The 15859-nt window shown below is 54.1% G+C and carries 17 protein-coding genes; 5 read left to right on the top strand and 12 right to left on the bottom strand.

Annotation, left to right across the window (positions count from 1 at the left end; all coding sequences use genetic code 11):
- The first annotated feature begins 73 nt into the window (after positions 1 to 73).
- Together N7922_RS21745 and N7922_RS21740 are read left to right on the top strand one after the other, a co-directional pair.
- Positions 74 to 487 carry a type VI secretion system amidase immunity protein Tai4 gene (locus N7922_RS21745; protein WP_263098232.1) on the top strand — a complete coding sequence of 138 codons (414 nt, stop codon included), beginning with the start codon at positions 74 to 76 and terminating at the stop codon, positions 485 to 487.
- Positions 488 to 608: 121 nt separating this feature from the next.
- The gene (locus N7922_RS21740) at positions 609 to 1229 is read left to right on the top strand and encodes a DapH/DapD/GlmU-related protein (protein ID WP_263098231.1); all 621 of its coding nucleotides are present in this window, start codon (positions 609 to 611) and stop codon (positions 1227 to 1229) included.
- A 34-nt stretch (positions 1230 to 1263) separates the two neighbouring features.
- Here N7922_RS21740 and N7922_RS21735 read toward each other — a convergent pair whose 3' ends face one another.
- The 6 genes from N7922_RS21735 to N7922_RS21710 form a co-directional block, all read right to left on the bottom strand.
- Positions 1264 to 2613 carry a GntP family permease gene (locus tag N7922_RS21735; RefSeq protein ID WP_263098230.1) on the bottom strand — a complete coding sequence of 450 codons (1350 nt, stop codon included), beginning with the start codon at positions 2611 to 2613 and terminating at the stop codon, positions 1264 to 1266.
- A 111-nt stretch (positions 2614 to 2724) separates the two neighbouring features.
- Positions 2725 to 4692, bottom strand: a complete 1968-nt coding sequence (locus N7922_RS21730) for a YjhG/YagF family D-xylonate dehydratase (protein ID WP_263098229.1) — start codon at positions 4690 to 4692, stop codon at positions 2725 to 2727.
- A gap of 9 nt (positions 4693 to 4701) precedes the next feature.
- A complete protein-coding gene (locus N7922_RS21725; RefSeq protein ID WP_263098228.1) occupies positions 4702 to 5607 on the bottom strand; it encodes a dihydrodipicolinate synthase family protein in 906 nt (301 codons plus the stop codon).
- A 4-nt stretch (positions 5608 to 5611) separates the two neighbouring features.
- Positions 5612 to 6400, bottom strand: a complete 789-nt coding sequence (locus N7922_RS21720; protein ID WP_263098227.1) for an IclR family transcriptional regulator — start codon at positions 6398 to 6400, stop codon at positions 5612 to 5614.
- 662 nt (positions 6401 to 7062) lie between these two features.
- The gene (locus tag N7922_RS21715; RefSeq protein ID WP_263098226.1) at positions 7063 to 7611 is read right to left on the bottom strand and encodes a flavodoxin family protein; all 549 of its coding nucleotides are present in this window, start codon (positions 7609 to 7611) and stop codon (positions 7063 to 7065) included.
- 26 nt (positions 7612 to 7637) lie between these two features.
- Positions 7638 to 8078 (bottom strand): DoxX family protein, encoded by a 441-nt coding sequence (locus N7922_RS21710; RefSeq protein ID WP_263098225.1) that lies wholly within the window; start codon positions 8076 to 8078, stop codon positions 7638 to 7640.
- Between the two features lie 164 nt (positions 8079 to 8242).
- Between N7922_RS21710 and N7922_RS21705 the strand changes: the two genes are divergently transcribed.
- Positions 8243 to 8641, top strand: coding sequence for a winged helix-turn-helix transcriptional regulator (locus N7922_RS21705; RefSeq protein WP_263098224.1), 399 nt, complete (start codon positions 8243 to 8245; stop codon positions 8639 to 8641).
- Between the two features lie 28 nt (positions 8642 to 8669).
- Here N7922_RS21705 and N7922_RS21700 read toward each other — a convergent pair whose 3' ends face one another.
- Positions 8670 to 8915, bottom strand: a complete 246-nt coding sequence (locus N7922_RS21700) for a zinc ribbon domain-containing protein (RefSeq protein WP_263098223.1) — start codon at positions 8913 to 8915, stop codon at positions 8670 to 8672.
- Between the two features lie 149 nt (positions 8916 to 9064).
- On the opposite strand from N7922_RS21700, the gene N7922_RS21695 reads away from it, so the two are divergent.
- Positions 9065 to 10102 carry a hypothetical protein gene (locus N7922_RS21695; protein ID WP_263098222.1) on the top strand — a complete coding sequence of 346 codons (1038 nt, stop codon included), beginning with the start codon at positions 9065 to 9067 and terminating at the stop codon, positions 10100 to 10102.
- Positions 10103 to 10187: 85 nt separating this feature from the next.
- Positions 10188 to 10637 (top strand): hypothetical protein, encoded by a 450-nt coding sequence (locus tag N7922_RS21690; protein ID WP_263098221.1) that lies wholly within the window; start codon positions 10188 to 10190, stop codon positions 10635 to 10637.
- 99 nt (positions 10638 to 10736) lie between these two features.
- Here N7922_RS21690 and N7922_RS21685 read toward each other — a convergent pair whose 3' ends face one another.
- The 5 genes from N7922_RS21685 to N7922_RS21665 are packed head-to-tail and all read right to left on the bottom strand — an operon-like array spanning position 10737 to position 15715.
- The gene (locus N7922_RS21685; protein ID WP_263098220.1) at positions 10737 to 12059 is read right to left on the bottom strand and encodes an ABC transporter substrate-binding protein; all 1323 of its coding nucleotides are present in this window, start codon (positions 12057 to 12059) and stop codon (positions 10737 to 10739) included.
- A complete protein-coding gene (locus tag N7922_RS21680; protein WP_263098219.1) occupies positions 12052 to 13125 on the bottom strand; it encodes an ABC transporter ATP-binding protein in 1074 nt (357 codons plus the stop codon). Before N7922_RS21680 ends, N7922_RS21685 begins: the two co-directional genes overlap by 8 nt.
- 4 nt (positions 13126 to 13129) lie before the next feature.
- The gene (locus tag N7922_RS21675; RefSeq protein WP_263098218.1) at positions 13130 to 13954 is read right to left on the bottom strand and encodes a phosphodiesterase; all 825 of its coding nucleotides are present in this window, start codon (positions 13952 to 13954) and stop codon (positions 13130 to 13132) included.
- A gap of 11 nt (positions 13955 to 13965) precedes the next feature.
- Positions 13966 to 14853, bottom strand: a complete 888-nt coding sequence (locus N7922_RS21670) for a carbohydrate ABC transporter permease (protein WP_263098217.1) — start codon at positions 14851 to 14853, stop codon at positions 13966 to 13968.
- Positions 14843 to 15715 carry a carbohydrate ABC transporter permease gene (locus N7922_RS21665; RefSeq protein ID WP_263098216.1) on the bottom strand — a complete coding sequence of 291 codons (873 nt, stop codon included), beginning with the start codon at positions 15713 to 15715 and terminating at the stop codon, positions 14843 to 14845. The genes N7922_RS21670 and N7922_RS21665 overlap by 11 nt, the downstream gene beginning before the upstream one ends.
- Positions 15716 to 15859 lie beyond the last annotated feature (144 nt).

Below are 15859 nucleotides of genomic sequence, written 5' to 3'. Positions count from 1 at the left end.
GCTACGATCACTGTAATTTCAATGAACCCGGCGTAAATAATAAAACTGAGCATGCCAACTTCTGGGCCTTACCATGAAAAAACTGTTTGTTGCGCTGCTGACGGTACTGTCGTTCAGCGCTGTTGCCGCTGACGCACAACGCCCTGATGCTGCGAGCCGTACTTATGCGCAAAATTATAAAGACGCTGCGTTAGCTCTTTGTGTCGCAAAAGCGTATGCCAGTGAACCGGGAGCCAGTAAAGATGCCGCTGCCAGCACCAGTGGTCTGGACAACTGGAGCGAATACGATGCGGAAAAAGGTGCGGGTAAGATGGGCGAGTTGGTTGATAAATATCTGGCCCGTGAATATCACTCCCATCAGGGGAACGACGTAAAACTGAACCTGATGAAATGCATCGACATGTATCACAGCGCCGGGCTTGAGCAGCAGGTACGGGATTATGTTCCGCATCCTAAGCGGAGCTGGATGCAGGACAACCCGCAGTAACGCTTATCTCTCAACAACATAAAGCCGCTTTGCTGCGGCTTTATTTACCCGCCACTTCCCGTCATTTTCCCTACACAGATTTCTCATACAGTAGCGCTATCTGTGATGAGGGGAATAAGTGATGAAGCTCGTAAAATTAGCAGAAACCTGGATCGATCCGACTGTTCGCCTGCGCGAATGCAGGATCGGCCAACAGTGCGAAGTGCTCGCCAATAGCCTGATGGAGTACAGCTCGCTGGGGGATTTCTCTTACCTGGGGGAGTACTGCACTGTTGCCGACGCGGAGATCGGTAAATTCACGGCAATTGCCAATAACGTACGTATTGGCGCGCCGAATCACCCGATGGAACGCCCCTCACAGCACCGCATTACCTATTGCCCGGAATACTACTCCGCCAGCGCCACGCGCGATCATGACTTTTTTGCCCGCCGTCGCGGCGACAGCGTCATCATTGGCAACGATGTGTGGATCGGCCATGCGGCGATTGTGTTGCCCGGTGTTACCGTGGGGGATGGGGCCGTTATTGCCGCGGGTGCGGTGGTGAGCAAAGATGTCGCGCCGTACACCATTGTCGGCGGTGTACCGGCGAAAACCATCCGTTTGCGATTTTCCCCACAGATTGCCCGTCAGTTGCAGCAAATCGCCTGGTGGGACTGGCCGCTCGATACCATCATCGAACGACTGGCTGACTTTCAGGATGAGCACATTGAAGTGTTTTGCGAAAAGTGGGGGAGTCAGTGAACCGTGCGGGCGGTTCACTGAAGGTGAGTGATAATCAGATAACCATGCTGGCGAGCAGAATAAACAGCAATCCGGATATGGAGAGCAGTGTCGACATCAGCGTCCAGGAGAGTAATGTCTCTTTGGTGGTCAGCCCGAAGAAATCTTTAATCATCCAGAAGCTGGCATCATTAACATGAGAGCAAATGCAGGAACCTGCACCTGTTGCCAGCGTAATCAATGCCAGGTTGGTGTTTGGATGTGCCGCCAGCAGCGGGATGACCAGTCCTGCGGTAGAGATGGCCGCCACCGTTGCTGAACCCAGGCAAATCCTCAGGAATGCGGCAACGCCCCAGGCCATCAGAATCGGGTTGATGTCCATTCCCGATACCAGCGTGGAAATATACTGGCCGACACCCGAGTCGATTAATACCTGTTTGAACGCGCCACCGCCGCCAATGATGAGCAGCAGACCGGCGATGCCGGCAATCGCCTTACCACAGGAATCCATCAGTTCCGGGATGGTTTTTCCCCTGCCTGTGCCCATCGTGTAAATGGCGAACAGCAGTGAAATCAGCATCGCAATGGTGGAGTTACCTAGAAACAGCAGGATATTAAAGAGCACACTCGGGTCGCCAGCATCTTTCGGGCGTGCCATCTGCATAATGGTCACCAGCGCCATCAAAATAACCGGCAGCATGGCCGTCAGGAAGCTAATGCCAAACCCTGGCATCTCATTTTCGCTAAAGGTGCGGGTTGCGCCAAGGGAAGCAATATTGCCCTCTTTTTTAAACGCCTCCGGGATCAGGCGCTGGCACACTTTATTCAGCAACGGTCCACAGAGAATAAAGCAGGGAATACCGACCACAATGCCATAAAGCAGCACCATGCCCACATCGGCACCATATTCTCTGGCGATCACCGTCGGGCCAGGATGCGGTGGCAGAAAGCCGTGTGCCACTAACAGACCAGACAGCATAGGCACGCACATATACATCGGCGAGATTTTGGCTTCGCGGGCGATGGCAAATAAAATGGGCACCAGCAGAATCAGTCCCACTTCAAAGAACAGCGCAATCCCGACGATAAACGCGGAACAGACGACGGCCCAGTCCAGCTTTTTCGCACCGAAATATTTCAACATCGTTAGCGCAATACGTTGTGCGCCTCCGGCATCGGATAACAATCGGCCAAGCATAACGCCAAAACCAAAAATCAGGCCGATATGGCCGAGCGTGCCGCCAAGCCCGGACTCAACCGAGGCGACAACTTTATTGAGTTGCATTCCACTGGCGATGGCGACGCCTATCGACACAATAATTAAAGAAACAAAGGTATTTAATTTAATTCTTATGGTTAAAAGCAGGAGTACAGCAATACCTGCCACAACGATAAATAGTGGCATAACGACCTCTCATTATTCAGGTAATGACCCAACATAATTCAGGCTGTCGCGGTATTTTCGCCAACAGTCTGAATTATTTAGGGTGAAGATGTTCTTATCTGTTTATATTTTTCAGGATTTATTTATAGCGCCTCGCAGAGCTTCACTTATTTTATCAACGTCGTAGATACATCCGCGCCAGGTTCCTCCACTCACCGCCTGAAGCATGGCCCAAAGCCGTGTGTCGTCTGGCAGTTCAGGATCGGGCATAAGATCCGGATGGCTACTTCTGGCATTTAAAATAACGCTGGCTTCCTCCCGTGATGGTAATTTTTCATCGGTGCTGCTACCTAAGAAATTGACTTCTCCCTGGAGTTGGCGACAGTCAATTTTAATTTCTATCAGATCCCCGGTACGTAATTTTCCGATTGCGCCTCCAGCCAGCGCTTCTGGCCCAACATGGCCAATACAGGCCCCAGTTGAAACCCCGGAGAAACGGGCATCCGTAATCAGTGACACATGTTTACCGTAAGAGAGGTGTTTCAGTGCGCTGGTAACTTGATAGGTCTCTTCCATACCGGTACCGGACGGACCAACACCAATGATCACCAGGATATCTCCGGCTTTAATTTTATCGTGCTTGATATCGTAAATGGCTGTTTTTTCTGATGAATAAACTTTAGCTACGCCTTTGTGGTAATAGATCCCCTGATCATTAATGACCGAGGCGTCAATGGCCGTGGATTTAATGACCGAACCTTCCGGCGCGATATTCCCCACCGGGAAGGTGATAGTGGAGGTTAAGCCACGTTCGAGCGCCTGTTGCGGCGACATGATCACCTCATCCGGCTCGACCTGTTCCTGCGCACGTAGCAGTGCTTTAAACCGCTGCCGGCGTTCCGAGTGCTCCCACCAGTCGAGGTTTTCTTTCAGCGTACAGCCCGTGACGGTCATGACCTCTTCGTGCAGCAAACCCAGGCTACGCAGGTGCAACATCACTTCCGGTACGCCGCCCGCCATAAAGGCATTCACGGTTGGGTGATAAACCGGGCCGTTTGGCAGCACGCTCACCAGTCGCGGCACCCGTTTATTAATGCGGGTCCAGTCCTCGACAGTTGGAATACGGCAACCGGCCTGGTGAGCAATTGCCGGGATATGCAACAGCAGGTTGGTGGAACCGCCAAATGCGGCGTGCACCACCATGGCGTTTTCAATCGCTTCATCCGTGAGGATATCTTTGGTGGTGATGCCGTGCTGGCTCAGGTGCAGAGCAGCCCGCGCGGAGGCTCTGGCGATCTCTTGCCAGACAGGTTCGCCGGAAGGGGCCAGCGCGGAGTGGGGAAGCGCGAGCCCAAGGCCTTCCGCCACGACCTGCGATGTTCCTGCTGTACCCAGAAACTGGCAGCCACCACCGGAAGAGGCGCACGCCTGGCAGCCCGCACGACGAGCGGCTTGTAGCGACAGTTCTCCGTTGGCGAAGCGTGCGCCTATGGTCTGTACTTTACCGTTGTCTTCTCCATGACGTGCAGGCAAGGTCGCTCCGCCAGGGATCAGTACCGTCGCTTTGTCGTGCTGGGACGCCAGCGCCATCATGGTTGCCGGCAGGCCTTTATCGCAGGTTGCCACGCCGATCACCGCTTTTGCGCCGGGCAATGAACGGATCAGGCGGCGCATCACCATGGAAGCGTCATTACGGTACGGCAGCGAATCAAACATCCCGGTTGTTCCCTGTGTGCGACCATCACAGGGGTCGGAGACATAGACGGCATAGGGCAGAGCGTTGTGCATTTTGATCACCTCTGCTGCTGCCTTCATCTGTATATCCAGCTCGTAGTGCCCCTGATGAAGTGCCAGCGCAACAGGTTTGCCGTCTGCGCCGCGTAGTCCACCCAGCGTGCTGAGCAGTAAAATACCGTCCCGATCCAGTTCATCGGGTGTCCAGCCCATGCCCGCATTCATGGTCATGCCAAAAATGTCGCCGCTGGGGCGGTTAATCAACATGTCAGGTGTGAGCGGCAGTTCACCCTGCGGCCCTGCGGCATGGGTTCTGACGCAGTAAATATCCTGGCTGTTGTTATCTAAAATATCGCGAACCGACATACTGCCCCCTTATGGTTGTAAAATTCCCTGCGCCATCAATAACGCATGAACTTTCTCTTTTGCCTCTTCCGATGCCTCTAAGATGGGTGGCAGGCAATATGTTTGCACGGGCAACCCTACGCACTGCATTGCGTACTTGATGAGGGAGACGAACGGCGTTTCCAGGGAGTAAATCGACGGTAGTTGCAGCAGTTTTTTATTCAGCGTGGCGGCAGTGGCGAGATCGTCATTGCGCCAGGCGTTATAAATACCAACGGATAATTCCGGGGCAAAATTGGCGCTGGCGGTAATCGCACCCGCCCCGCCCAATAGCAGCGTATTCAGTAAGTGATCATCGTAGCCGCAGAACACCGCAAACTCAGGACGCACGGCTTTGACGGTGTTGATCATTGTGCGCAAGTGACCCACGCTGTCGATGGTGTCTTTGATACCGACGATGTTCTCATTTTGCAGCGCCAGCCGTTTGACGGTCTCCGGCGTTAAGTCCTGACCGGTCAGATCCGGAAAGTTATAAATGATCACTGGCAAACTGACACTGCGGGCGATTTGCTGGTAATAATCGTCCAGATTGCGCGGGGCGACTTTCCAGTAATAGGGGTTAATTGCGACGATACCGTCGGCACCACTGGCCTCGGCATGGCGCGCCAGTTTCACGGCTTCGTCCGTCGAAGGGGAGCCAACACCAATTAATACGGGGACCCGCCCGGCAACCACTGCGATAGCGTTTTCGGCGAAAGCCATCCGTTGACTGGCGTTCATCTGGCTGAATTCGCCGCCGGTGCCCAGATAAAAAAGCCCATTCACGCCTTTATTTATCAAAAAATCAGCAACCTGTTGCATCGCTGCTTTATCGATTGTCCCGTCGCGATTAAACGTGCTGGAGACCGGCGGAATAATTCCCCTGAATGTTTTCATTACCTCAGTTTCCTTTTCTTAAGTATTCATTGTCATTCCTGTATCCCAGTCCATATGATATTTGTCCGGCGCATTGCCGAAGCAATTCCAGATAACCGTCGACCTTATTACCCGAATAAACAATCGGGTCACCCGATAAGGAGATCGCATAGTTAACCCGGTTATACATATTAAATACCGGCATACTTAAACAGACGGCACCATAAGTTGACTCTTCATTGTCGATGGCCCATCCCCGTAGTCGCGTTTTCTGTAACTCCTCCAGAAACAGTTTTTTATCGGTAAACGTATTACTGGTGTGTTTTTTCAGCGTTAACGCATTTAAAAAATAATCAATCTCTTCGCGGGATCTCCATGCTAATAATGCCTTGCCCAGCGCGGTGATATGTAATTCCAGTTTTTTACCAATCCAACTTTTGCGTGTGGGCACGGAACTCGGGCTTTCGACTTTGTCGAGGTAGATGGCTGAATAGCTCTCCATCGCGCCTAAATGGCACACCAGTCCGCTCTTCTGCGACAGTTCCTGCATGGGACGTTTGGTCACTTCGAAAATATTTTTCCGGTGTAACGCCTGACAGCCCAGTTCATAATTTTTAATTCCCAGCGCATACTGGTTGCTCTCGTTCTTAACCAAAAAACCACAATCCACCATCACATTTAATAAATTAAGCAGGCTGCTTTTGGGGAGTTGAAATTCCTTTAACAACTCCATATAGCTCGCCACGCCAACATAGGCGATGTGAGTTAATATTTTTTCTGCGCGAATTAGAGAATTACATCCTTTTCCCGCCATCGTTTTACCCTCTTGCTGTTGATATAAAGTTTATCCATCCGGGAGGGTGGAAAATATATGGAGTTCAACAGGCTGAACCGGGATGAAGGAGGGAAACGTGATCTAATACGCAGTTTGACAAATAGAGGGATTAATGAGGTTGTGCGCAAAGAGGAACCCACATATCGACAAGCGCCGTACCACTCAACAGGAGCAAGACGCAGGACCATTGCACGAGATCCGGCTGTGTAGCGGGCTGTCCCGGGATGATGGCAAACATCGTCGTGACTGATGACTATGAGCGCGCTGTTGCAAAAACGGTTGCGTATTGCCTTACCGGATAAACTGCCCGCAGGGAATGACGACTTCGTCAGCCGTCAAAAAAAGCGAAACGACAAGCCGTGCAGCAATGTAAGCCGTGGCTGACGCAGGAATTTTCTACGCTGAATCATAAAAATCACGAGTGATAACAATGAAAACGAAGTGGTTGGCCTTTGGCTGAATTCACAACATTTTTTATGAGTTTAATGAGTTCTGATAAGAAAATACTGATGATCGATGCTGATGTGTCACCTGCGAACAGGTTGCCGATTGATCGCATTTCTGCTGCTGGTGTTAAGCCCGTGTTGTTAAAATAAAAAAGCCAGGTCTCCCCGGCCTTATCTTATTCAAACCCGGCAAACTCAGTTAAAGCGACGGGTAATATCCGCAACGCGTTGACCGAATTTCACTGCGGTATCCAGGTCGCCAGAGGCGATTTTGTCGGCACCCGCGTCGGACGGAGACTGCACCAGCAGGCCGACGGAGCCGCCAAGGTTGTTGATGTCCTGGCGAGTCGCGGCCAGCGTGTTAGCGGGCAGCAGGCCGAGGCTGACCCAGATGCCGCCATGCTGTGACGCCAGGGTTTGCAGGTATTGCAGCGAAACCTGTTTGTCACCGTTCAGGCTGGCGCTGTTGCTGAAACCGGCAAACACTTTATCCTGCCAGGCGCGAGTGAACCAGGCTTTGGAACTGGCATCGGCAAACTTTTTAAACTGCCACGGCACGCCGCCCATATAAGTCGGGGCACCAAAAATGATCGCCTTCGCGTCATTCAGCGCCTGCCAGTCGCTCTCCTGAATATCGCCATTATTATCCACTGCGATAAGCTGTGCATTCGCGCCTTCGGCCACTTTCTCAGCCACTGCTTTGGTGTGCCCATAACCAGAATAATAAACCACAACAATTGACATATTTTTCTCCTGTTAATGAGAGATAACTAACGCCATTCTTTTTCTTTATCGGCAGACAGGGCATATTTCCCCGCGCCCAAAAACATAATGCTCAGGCCACCCAGGAAGTAGAGCGCCTCACTTTCCAGACCCCACGCGCCAACGTCGGTCAGGGTAAAGAATTTACCCATGCCCACCAGCAATGTGGCGACCAGAATATTAAATGCATAAATAAATGCCGCCTGGCGGGTAAACAGCCCAATAATAATTAGCACCGGAGTGATGATTTCACCAATAAATACGCCGTAAGCGATAAACCCCGGTAATCCCTTCGCCGCCAACATGCCAGAGATCCAGCCCACGCCATGCTGCACTTTGGCAACGCCGTGGAACAGCATCAGCACGCCAAAGGTCAGGCGCAGCAGCAGCTTGCCGAAATCCGGGTGCGAAGTGAGGTTAATAAATGCCTGATTTAACCGCGTAATCATCCTTTTTCCTTTCTATCCCGTAGGAGAATTTTTGCCATTTCTGGCGCCTTAGTATCAAATAGAAACTTAGGTCTGAGTTATACACACCCCGCTGCGGTTGCGGAAGAAGGCACCCAAAGGTCACTACGTTTCCTTGAGGAAACCTACTACGAGAATTTGTCGTTATGATTAAGCCGTCCATTCCTTACGATATTTATGATAACCGCTGCCCAACGCGCGACATGCTGTCGCGTCTGGCGGATAAATGGGCGCTGTTAGTGCTGGCGCGCCTGGAGAACGGGCCGATGCGTTTTAACGGTCTGAAACGGGATATCCGGTTGATCACGCAAAAGGTGCTCACCCAGACGCTGCGCAAGCTGGAGCGCGACGGCATTATTGCCCGCGAAGTGTTCTACACCGTGCCGGTATCGGTTGAGTACAGTCTCACACCGCTCGGGCGTACGCTGACGGAAACCGTCTCGGTGCTGGCTCACTGGGTAGAACACAATATGGATGCTGTGCTGGCTGCGCAGGTGGCGTATGACGAGGCCAATGCGCCGAAAATAAAGGAACCCACGGTGTAACGAGGGTTCCACAATCTCCAACAAATAGTTAAGCCCGATCGGCCCAGGCGGGCATCGACGTCAGATAACGAACGGCGCGTTTACGCGCTTCTTCGTTGCCCACGTTTTGCCAGGAATCGAGAAACTGTGCGAGACCGGATACGGCCTCTTCCCAGGACTTCAGGTTACCTTCGCTGTCGGTGCAGTAAGCACAATAGTGGTCACTCGGGCCACGGGCATCCGGTGCGGAGAGCGGCATTCCGCAGGAGTGGCAGTACTGTTCAGGGTGTGACATGGTGCGCTCCTTGTCTGTGGATTGGATAATAAATATACAACTCCTGCGGGCAGTGAATTGCTCCGCCGATCAAATAACCGGATTATTTTTATGGTTATGGCCAATGGCTGTTGCCGTACACTTTCCCCTCACCTCGCAAGGAGAACGCAATGACAGAGTACTGGTGGAAGGATCTTCGCGATCGCAACGACAGCTGGCAGGGGCTGGAGCTGAGGGTGCGCGCGGGCGACGGTCAGGCGATGGAGATACAGAGTGGGCACAACGGGCGCATGGCGTTGCAGGTGAACGGCGAAACGTTGTTCTGGGCCACGATGCTGAACGATCACTCGGGTGTCTGGCTGGTGTTTAACGGGGAGCATCCCGCTCAGGCGTTGTTGCTGCCAGCGGTGAGCTCTGCGGAGGTGGAGAAGGCGAAACGGGCCGGCGAAGCGAACTGGCAAAGCCACTGGTGCCGTTATTTTGCCCGGCAGTTGATGGAAGCCCCTACGCCGCTGTTACCGCCAGGACGCTGGTTGCTGCGGCCGATGGAACCGGTAAAGCCGACAGCGCCCTATATCGTCAATAAACCCCTGCCATTTGAGCAGTGGCGCTTTCAGACGCCAGCCAGCAGCGCGCAGATCAGCGTCAACTGGGCGCTTTACAGCGAAGATTTTCCCGATCTGCAAAACCCGGAAAAAGTCACCTTTGTCGACTGGTGGTGGGGCGGTCATCTGCTGCTTGCCCGCTATCCGGTAGACGCAAACAGCGGGCGCGTAAAATGGTGGCGCAAGAAGTGCCGTGAGAACGCGCTGCCGCCGGTTCTGGTGTGGTTTATCGCCGGGCTGGCGTCGTTTGTCATCCTCGATGGGCACGATCGCCTGCAAGCGGCAATACTTGAAGGCACGCAACCGCAATTCCTCGTACTCAGTGAACTGAGCGAGCAGGTCTATACCCCGAATGAAGAGACGCGGGAGCGTGTTTTACATTCGCTGGCTATTCAGCAGGAGAAGTGTCAAAAAACCGGCGCGAATATTGATGCCATGAACCAGTCGCTGCTGAATTTGTACGATACCCGTTATCTTTATGCGCAAACCCATAGCCGGGCAGTGCTGGGGGACGGGAAAGGTTGGGAACGCGCGGTGACCGCCTATTTGCAGCGCCACCAGCTCGACAACTATCAGGCGAAGATCCAGGCGCGGGAGGAATAATGCCATTTGCCATTAAAAATGGTCATTAACGGGTTCAGGTTCATTTAAAAGGGCGGCAACATTCAAGGATGAAAAGGAATAGCTCATGCGCAATATCAGTCAACCCGCTGCGTTAATGTTTAGCGTGCTGAAGTGGGGGATATTATTTGTCGTCTCATTGGGTCTCGTGCTGTTTTTTTTGCTTTGGTTGATGCTTTCCAGCCTTGGCGAAACCACGGTGTATACCGAACAAAATTTATGGGATTACCATTCACTGACGCAGGATGCGATTGCGCAAGCCCCACGAATCACCGCGAATTATCACTTTGAATTCCACAATGGTGATGGTTACCCATCAACGAATAGCATCATTTTTGAGAATGCCCGTAACGTTGAGGCATTGCGGGACTACTTGAAAAGTATGGGTTACCAGCGGGACCAGAGCCTGACATACGGTGCGGAAGAATGGCACAGACCGGGCGTGCCGGAGGCAAACACGTTTTCGATAGACTATGACCCTAAAACCCGGCAAGCGACACTCAGTATGACCTTGTGAAGTTGGTAAGTGCTCACTGAAGTAGTAGCGTCTGCATATCATCAACCTTTTTCAGTACGATGCAACGTACCCCGCTTCCCTGCGGGGTAACGCGGCGTTTTATTTCACGGCCTGCAGCGCCGTTTTTTCCACGTACGGTTTCATCAGCGTGTCGGCTTCTTTCTGCGCCGCCTCGGCGGCAGCTTCCGGGGTGACTTTCTCGTCGTTCACCACGGCTGCAAGCTGGTTTTCCATCGCTTTACGTACTGCCACCGTTTCATAGGTCGAATACCACGGGTGCGCATACTGCAACTGTTCCAGCGCGATAGCGGCGCGCGGATCCTGCTTCAGGTACGCCTTCATCTCCGGCGTATCGTACGAGGCTTTGCGCGGTGAGAAGTAGCCGGTGAAGCGGCTCCAGGAACCGTTCACTTCCGGGCTCACCAGATAGGTCAGGAACTGATAAGCCGCTTTTTTCTGCGCATCGGAAATGCCCTTAAAGCTCACCAGGCTGGCGCCGCCGATCGGCACGGCGCGTTGCTCCTGCGCGGGCATCATCGCCACGCCCAGTTCGAAATCCTTGGTGTTCTCACGCATAAAGCCCAGCGCGCCGGTGCTCAGCATTGCCATACCCAGTTTGCCGGAGAAGAACGCGGCGCTGATCTGTTTGGAGTTCAGCACGCCGGACGGCATCACCTTATCTTTGTAGATCATGTCCTGCCAGAAATGCAGCGCGCCGATGGTGGTCGGGGCGTTGTAATACACTTCGCCAGGGTAATTCTCGTTGAAGTAGTTGCCGCCGTTGGCGCGAACCAGCGAAGAGAAGATCCAGCCGCCGTAATCGTCGTTGGTGGAGGGCAGCATAATGCCCCACTGGCCTTTGCTCTGGTCGGTCAGTTTTTTCGCGTCCTCGAGCAGCTCTTTCCAGTTCTGCGGCGGCTGTTTGATACCCGCCTGATCGAACATTGTTTTGTTGTAATACAGAATCGGCGTCGAGTTGTGGAACGGAATGGCGTAAGTCACGCCCATCACCTGCGCGTTTTTGTGCATGGCAGGCCAGAACTCGTTTTGCAGGAAATCGCCTGCTTTTTTGTCGCCGAATTTGAACAACTCGTCCATCGGCAGGATCTCATCTTTCAGCGCCAGGTCGGTGGTGAAGTTGGCGGACATGATCACCAGCGCGGGTGGCTGGCCCGCTTTCTGCGCGGATTCGGCTTTCATTTTAGTGGTGTCATAGTTGCCGGTAAAAATCCCGCGGACTTCCACCTCTTTTTGCGAGTCGTTAAAAGCGTTAATGACCCGCGTCATCTCCATGGTCAGTTTGCCGTCCACCGGTGCGGGAAACATAAAGTCGATTTTTTCCTGCGCCAGCGCGGTACCGCTTATCGCTAGGGTGATGCTGTAAGTAAGCACTCGCAATGTCTTTGCCAGAGGCTTAGGCATGGTCTCTCTCCTGGTGTAAGTTAAGCCGCGTTTCGGCATTAAAAAGATGACAATCAAGGGGTGAAAAACCGACGCTGAGTGTGTCCCCTTTGCTGGGAACATCGCCCCGGTGTCGGCGGATATAGCGCAGGTTGCCGATCGGCGTGCTGACGTGAAGCTGATAGTCAGCACCCATCAGCTCCCGCTGAATGACGGTAGCGGGCAAGACTAACTGGCCTTCTTCCGGCGCATCGGTAATGTGCTCCGGGCGGATGCCCAGCCAAACGTCATGTAAATCACGGGCATGTGCGGGAAGCGGCAGACGCTGCTCGCCCAGCAGCACCTCACCGTTTGCGCACGGCAGCGACAGCAGGTTCATCGCCGGTGAGCCAATAAACCCGGCGACAAACAGGTTCGCCGGGTGGGCATACAGGTGTTCCGGGCGGCCAACTTGCTGCACGTGACCACCGTTCATCACCACAATGCGATCGGCCATCGACATCGCTTCCGTCTGATCGTGCGTCACGTAAATGGTGCTGGTCTTTAGCTGCTGGTGCATCGCCATAATGCTGTCGCGCACCTCCGTACGCAGGCGCGCATCGAGGTTGGAAAGCGGTTCATCCATTAAAAACAGCTTCGGATTGCGCACGATGGCGCGCGCCATGGCCACGCGCTGACGCTGGCCGCCGGAGAGTTTCGCCGGTTTGCGATCCAGCAGGCTGTCGAGCTGGAGCATCTGCGCCACGCGATCCAGTCGCGGCTGCCAGCTCGCTTTCTCTTCGTTGCGCACTTTCATACCGAAGGTGATGTTGTCGCGCACGGAAAGGTGTGGAAACAGTGCGTAGTTCTGAAAGATCATCGCAAAGTTACGCTCACGGGGTGAACGCGCAGTGATCTCTTCGTCGCCCAGCCAGATAGCACCTTCGCTGACACTTTCCAGCCCGGCGATCAGGCGCAGCAGGGTGCTTTTACCGCAGCCGGAGGGGCCAACCAGTACCACAAACTCACCGTCGTGGATATCCAGCGACAGCGCGCTCAGCGCGGCTTTGCCCTCGAACTGTTTACTGACGTTTTGCAGTTTTAACATGTACTTAGCGCTCATCTACCGGGCAACTGATGTTCTCGTCATACAGCCACGGGCCTGCGTAATGCGACAGAGGATGCTGGTAGCTGACCCATTGATCGCCGATCTGGCGGTGCATCAGGCATGAAGCGGGCGACAGATCGTAATACGGGCGGGTATCTTCATGGCAATAGGGCACCTGGTGCACGGTCGCCGGAACGGTGGCGATCGTTGCCTGGCGGTACTGGGTCAGAGTCAGGCTGTGGTTATGACCGCAGAAAATGCGGACCAGCGCCGGGAAGCGCTCCACCAGTTTCAGCAGCAGATGGCCGTTTTCACAGGCGATGCGATCCATCTGCGCGTTGCCCAGCGGCAGCGGCGGGTGGTGCATAAATACCGCGGTGGGTTTGTCGCCACCCGCGATTAACTGCGCCTCCAGCCAGTTCAGTGTCTCGCTGGTCAGCCAGCCTTTTGACTCCCCTGCGAGGCTGGAATCAATAAACAGCAGGCGGGTAGCGAAGTCGTCGATAGCGTAGCGCATATTCTGTGGGTCGGTACCAAGCTGCGGGCACAGCGGGTGCAGGTACTCCAGAAAGTGGGCTTTGTCATCGTGATTACCCGGAATCACAAACAGCGGGTAGTCGAGCCCGCCGAGGATCTGACGCGCCACGCGGTACTCTTCCGGGCGACCGCAGTTCACGATATCGCCGCTGACGATCACCGCATCCGGGCGTTCGCGCAGGGCATTAAGCTGGCAGACCACATCGGCATTGCCCGCGTTAATGTCGATAAAGCCATACAGCTTCTCGTTCTGACTGCGAAAATGGGTGTCGGAAATTTGCGCTAAAAACATCACTGCACTCCTTATTTAATGCCGGAGAAGCCAAAGCTCCGGAGAAACTGTTTCTGAAAAGCAATAAACGCCACCATCAGCGGCAGGCAGACCATTAACGTTCCGGCGCTGATCATGCCCCACTGACCGCCGGACTCGGCGCCCATGGCGAAAGAGACCAGCCCTACCGTCAGCACTTGTTTGTCCGGATCGTTGAGCATCATTAGCGGCCATAAATATTCGTTCCAGTGGTAGGTAATGCTGACGGTGGCAAAAGCCAGCACCGACGGCCACGACATGGGCAACATCACGCGGAACAGCACCTGCCACCAGCGACATCCCTCCATCAGCGCCGCTTCTTCAATCTCTTTCGGGATAGCGAGAAACGCCTGGCGCATCAGGAAGACGCCAAATGCGGAAGCGAAGTAGGGCATCATCACGCCGGTCAGAGTGTTGAGCAGGCCGAAGGTTTTCAGCGTCAGCATGTTGGGGATCATCATCACCACCGGCATGATCATCAGTTGCACCAGAAACAGAACGAACAGGGTCTGCTTGCCGCGAAATTCATGGCAGGCGAAAACGTACCCGGCGGTGGTAATGGTGATGAGCTGCACCGCGAAGGTGCCGAAGGCGAAAATCAGCGTATTGGCGTACAGGCTTAGCCAGTTGGCGCTGTCCCACGCGTCGCGGAAGTTATCCAGCGTCAGCGGGAAACGCGGCAGAATCGATGCCATCCCCTCGCCAAAGGTGGTGGCGCTGAAGGCGGAAGAGAGCATCCAGATAAACGGGCTAATCCACAGCAGTGCGAGACAGATCATTAACGCCGCGAGGGTGATCGGGCGTGAGTGGCGCAGACGCAGCCACAATGGGCGAGTCACGGACGGTGCGCGCGGGATGGCGGGTGAGACCTCAACGCTCATAATGCGCTCCTCTCTCAAGCAGTTTCAGGTTAACCAGCGAAAAGATGAACAGGCCTGCCAGCGTCAGGAAGGTCGCGGCGGAGGCTTTGCCAAGATCGTGGGTGTCCCAGGCGAGGTTCTGGATGTAATAGAGCAGCACGGTGGTGGCGTTATCCGGCCCACCGCGCGTCATCACGGCTACGTGGTCAATCTGAGTGATGGAGTAGATCAGCGCCGTAGTGATCACAAAACTGATGGTCGGGCGTAGCAGCGGTAGGGTGACTTTGAAGAACACTTGCGTGGCGGTTGCGCCCTCCATCACTGCCGCTTCCCGGGTAGATGCCGGGATGCTTTGTAACCCGGCCAGAAAGAACAGCATGTAGTAGCCAGCAAACTTCCAGACGCCAATCAGCGCCAGGGCAAATAGTGCACTGTTGCTGCGTCCGAGCCAGTTGTTGTTCATCGGGCCAAAAATCTGTGCCAGGTAGTGATCGAGCATGCCGAGGCCGGGCATAAAAATGAACAGCCACAGCGCCGCGGCGCTGACCATCGGGATAATCATCGGGAAGAAGAACGCGGTGCGCAGCCAGCGGTTAATGCGGTGGTTTTCCCACAACGCCACCGCCAGCAGCAGTGCCAGCGTCACGCCCGGAATAACGGTCAACAGGATGTAAACCAGGTTGTTAAACAGGGATTGCCAGAAAACGGTGTCTTCCAGCAGACGGGCGAAATTGCCCAGTCCGACATAGGGGGCGTTGTCGCTTGCCATGCGGGTATCGAACAGGCTGTCGTACACCGAACGTAGCAGCGGGAACCAGGTGAACAGCGCCAGGAACAGCAGCGACGGCGACAGGATCAACCACGGAAGCCAGTATTTTCTCATAAGCGTTTCAAAGCGAATTTACGGGGTTTGAAAGCCAGAGAGTCTGTGAAAGTAATGCTGCAAAAGGATGGCGTAAAGGTGACTGTTTAATGAACGGATGTGCATTGGCGAGGACAGGGCACGTCCCCGCCCGGCTACAGCAAA

It is taken from the genome of Kosakonia sp. ML.JS2a (genome assembly GCF_025642095.1).
Lineage (GTDB): Bacteria > Pseudomonadota > Gammaproteobacteria > Enterobacterales > Enterobacteriaceae.
Note: the sequence above shows the minus strand (reverse complement) of the source record. Positions and strands in the feature narration are given on the sequence as shown.

Excerpts from the sequence above, each read along its gene's own strand:
- N7922_RS21745 (WP_263098232.1), top strand. The coding sequence starts at position 74 with ATGAAAAAACTGTTTGTTGCGCTGCTGACGGTACTGTCGTTCAGCGCT.
- N7922_RS21740 (WP_263098231.1), top strand. The coding sequence starts at position 609 with ATGAAGCTCGTAAAATTAGCAGAAACCTGGATCGATCCGACTGTTCGC.
- N7922_RS21735 (WP_263098230.1), bottom strand. The coding sequence starts at position 2,613 with ATGCCACTATTTATCGTTGTGGCAGGTATTGCTGTACTCCTGCTTTTA.
- N7922_RS21730 (WP_263098229.1), bottom strand. The coding sequence starts at position 4,692 with ATGTCGGTTCGCGATATTTTAGATAACAACAGCCAGGATATTTACTGC.
- N7922_RS21725 (WP_263098228.1), bottom strand. The coding sequence starts at position 5,607 with ATGAAAACATTCAGGGGAATTATTCCGCCGGTCTCCAGCACGTTTAAT.
- N7922_RS21720 (WP_263098227.1), bottom strand. The coding sequence starts at position 6,400 with ATGGCGGGAAAAGGATGTAATTCTCTAATTCGCGCAGAAAAAATATTA.
- N7922_RS21715 (WP_263098226.1), bottom strand. The coding sequence starts at position 7,611 with ATGTCAATTGTTGTGGTTTATTATTCTGGTTATGGGCACACCAAAGCA.
- N7922_RS21710 (WP_263098225.1), bottom strand. The coding sequence starts at position 8,078 with ATGATTACGCGGTTAAATCAGGCATTTATTAACCTCACTTCGCACCCG.
- N7922_RS21705 (WP_263098224.1), top strand. The coding sequence starts at position 8,243 with ATGATTAAGCCGTCCATTCCTTACGATATTTATGATAACCGCTGCCCA.
- N7922_RS21700 (WP_263098223.1), bottom strand. The coding sequence starts at position 8,915 with ATGTCACACCCTGAACAGTACTGCCACTCCTGCGGAATGCCGCTCTCC.
- N7922_RS21695 (WP_263098222.1), top strand. The coding sequence starts at position 9,065 with ATGACAGAGTACTGGTGGAAGGATCTTCGCGATCGCAACGACAGCTGG.
- N7922_RS21690 (WP_263098221.1), top strand. The coding sequence starts at position 10,188 with ATGCGCAATATCAGTCAACCCGCTGCGTTAATGTTTAGCGTGCTGAAG.
- N7922_RS21685 (WP_263098220.1), bottom strand. The coding sequence starts at position 12,059 with ATGCCTAAGCCTCTGGCAAAGACATTGCGAGTGCTTACTTACAGCATC.
- N7922_RS21680 (WP_263098219.1), bottom strand. The coding sequence starts at position 13,125 with ATGTTAAAACTGCAAAACGTCAGTAAACAGTTCGAGGGCAAAGCCGCG.
- N7922_RS21675 (WP_263098218.1), bottom strand. The coding sequence starts at position 13,954 with ATGTTTTTAGCGCAAATTTCCGACACCCATTTTCGCAGTCAGAACGAG.
- N7922_RS21670 (WP_263098217.1), bottom strand. The coding sequence starts at position 14,853 with ATGAGCGTTGAGGTCTCACCCGCCATCCCGCGCGCACCGTCCGTGACT.
- N7922_RS21665 (WP_263098216.1), bottom strand. The coding sequence starts at position 15,715 with ATGAGAAAATACTGGCTTCCGTGGTTGATCCTGTCGCCGTCGCTGCTG.